Annotated in this window: 1 protein-coding gene and 1 pseudogene; one reads left to right on the forward strand and one right to left on the reverse strand. The window is 67.5% G+C overall.

Features of this window, described 5'->3' with window-relative positions:
- Positions 1-932 precede the first annotated feature (932 nt).
- Entirely contained in the window at positions 933-2,408 is a 1,476-nt protein-coding gene (locus PUR56_RS13515) for a hypothetical protein (RefSeq protein ID WP_329949078.1), read from the forward strand.
- Positions 2,409-2,628: 220 nt separating this feature from the next.
- Here the strand turns inward: PUR56_RS13515 and PUR56_RS43415 are convergent.
- Positions 2,629-2,751, reverse strand: a pseudogene (locus PUR56_RS43415) (IS630 family transposase); the annotation flags it as partial.
- Positions 2,752-2,893: the final 142 nt, after the last annotated feature.

The raw sequence follows: 2,893 nt of genomic DNA on the forward strand, positions 1-2,893 counted from the left end.
GCACCTCCGCAGCCGCTGATACGGGGCGGTGCAGCGGCCGGGGTCTGCTGATGGTCGCCGCCCTGGCCAGCACCTGGGGCGCCATGCAGACCGCCACCGGCCAACTGGTCTGGGCCGAACTGCCCGCATGACGGCCACCGGAGAAGGGGGTCCCATGGATCGACCCCCTCGCAGCCCACCAGGCCGACATTCGCCGGGAGGGCTCCGGTTCAGCGGTTGACCACATCCGATGCCATGCAGGGCCGGGACGCGCCTGGACCTTGCCGACACCCTGCAGAACGCAACCTGGACCTTGCCCCACGGTGCACTCCGGCCCCATGTCGACGAGTCAAGGCAGCCGCCCCGCGCCGCCGAAGCAACCCACTCAATCCCTACGGGCCCGTGAATGGCCGGTCAGCCGGTCACAGCCGGCCCTGGAGACGCATCCGCCGGCCGAGACCACCGCCACGGTGCTGCTCCCGGGGTCAGTGGACGCGGGCAGAGCCGCAAGAGCGCCGACATGTCAAGAGCGCCTCCTGAGTGGGCCCACGGGCCCGCTCAGGAGGCCGTCTCTCGATCGGCAGCCCCGCGCCACCGCCGACCAAGAGCGCGACCGAACGAAACAAACCAGCAACACCCCTGGCCCAATTTTGGTATATCAGATACCTTGCTGGTAGCCCCCGGTTCCCCAGGAAGCGGCGAGGGTGCGGGGCGGCGCTGCCCAGCCCTCATTCCCGCCCCTTGCTGCCGGAGAACGGCTTGGCGCCAACGGGAGAACACGTCATGGGTGCCCACGCCTCATTCCCCTCAGCGTCGAGCTCCCGTCCCCTGTGGCAACCCGCGCCACCCGAACACCCCACAGGGAACCCGCAGACCGCACCATCTCCGCACCCGGTGGCACAGGCCCCACTTCACCCTCCTTCAGCCCCGAATCCCCCACCCAGGAGGTTCACATGACCGCATCCGAACCGCGTCCCGTCAGCAGACGTGCAATGCTGCGCGGCGCCGCGATCGCCGGCGCCGGAGTGGCGCTGTCCCCGTTGCTCAACCTCTCCTCAGCGGCCGCCGCGGCAACGTCGGGCACTTACACGATCCGTTTCGACCAGGCCGCCAAGCAGACCATTCTGGGGCTCGGGTTCGAGATCCAGTCCGACTCGATCGGCTCGAACAACAACGGCCTGCCCGACACGGTCAGCGGCGTCCCCTACGACCTCACGGTCAGCGAGCGCGACCGATTCGTCCAGCAGATGCTGAAGGGGGGCCGCACCGACCGCGGTTTTCGGTACTGCCGCCTCGCGATGGGGCTGTACTACCGGGGCCTTGACTCCACCAGGAAGTTCATGCAGAGCCGCTACCCGGGCCAGGACGAGCAGCTCGCCGAAATGATCGCGCACGCCGGGATCGAGGGCACCTCGGTCGAATACTGGTCCCCGGCCCCCGGCTGGAAGTCCAACAATTCCTACATCGGCGGCACGCTGTCCTCGTTCGACCCCGCCTTCCTGTCGCAGTTCGGCGACGCCCTGGTCGCCGACCTAGACCACCTGATCGGCAGCGGAATCCCGGTCGCCATGTGGGGCCTGCAGAACGAGCCGCTCTTCACAACCCCCTACTCGTCCTGCGTCTACAACGCGAGCCAGTACCTGGCCGCGTTCAAGGCCGTCGCACCCAAGATCCGCGCCAAGTACCCCCACATCATGATCACAGCTGACAGCCAACACGGCTGGAGTGGCGCCATAGGCCAAGCCCTCGCGGGGGACGCCCAGGCGCTCTCGAACATCGACGCCTGGACCTACCACCAAATCGGCACCAACAGCAACGAGCAACTCACCCCCGGGGCGTTCACCTCCGGCGCGCGAGGCAAGCTCGTGTTCAACAACGAATTCGAGTACCTGGACAACGCGACCTCAAATGTGCGGACCATCAACACCGCGCAGTCGATCATGAACTGGATGGTGTTCCAGAACGCGCCTACCTGGTTCTGGCTGCACGCGCTGAAGCCCACCGCCAACGCCGAATCCCCCGGCTACTCGCTCGGCTTCTGGCGACCGCCGTCCGACACGAACTTCAGCCACTTCCCCAACCTGCCGGTCGGCCACTGGACCTGGAACCCGCAGAACTGGAACGCGGTCCATGGCTTCGTGAAGTACATGCCGTGGAACTCGGTCCGCTACGGCGTCGACGAGTCGGCGGTGCTGCCGGATCAACGGATCATGGCCTGGAAGACAGCGCAGGGCAAGCCGGTCTTCGCCATCACCAACCGTTCCAACAGCCCCTTCACCTACACCGTGGACACCCAGACCGCCGCCCAGTTCCATGGGGCCCGCTTCGGCCCGTCCACCAACAACCTGGCCCTCGGTGCCAAGGCCGGCCCGCAGCTGACGATCACCGTCCCGCCGCTGTCGATCGAGTTCTGGATCCGCACCCCCTGACCGGAACCACCTCACGACGCTGACCACGCTCTCGAACTTCTACCGGCTCGGCGCGCCTCTGCGCACCGGCTGACCGTCCTCCACGCGATCCGTCAGACCGCCCGGGAGACATTCGAGAAATCCACCGGCCGGCCCGCGCGACCTCGGATGCCAACGTCCACCTGACTACACCGCCGGGCCGGTCGACCCTGTCCACTCGCATCGCTCATGTCGGCACCTCACTCATCCCGGCCATCGACACCCTGCCGGATCCGCTGCCCCGGACCCTTACGACGGGTGTGCGGCCCACGCGACCCCAGGTTTTGGCTCGCGGCGGTCTCAGCGACTGCCCGGCCTCGTCCTCGTGTCCCGCGTCAAGTAACTGGCAGGTTTTGGGGTTCGGGAAAGTTGGGGACGAGCGGGTCGGCCTGGCCGGTGTGCACGTCGTGGGGCCGGTTCCAGGCGAGTGCCTCGTGAGGGCGGACGGTGTTGTACTCGAGCCGGTA

Source organism: Streptomyces sp. BE303, from assembly GCF_036290945.1.
Lineage (GTDB): Bacteria > Actinomycetota > Actinomycetes > Streptomycetales > Streptomycetaceae > Kitasatospora.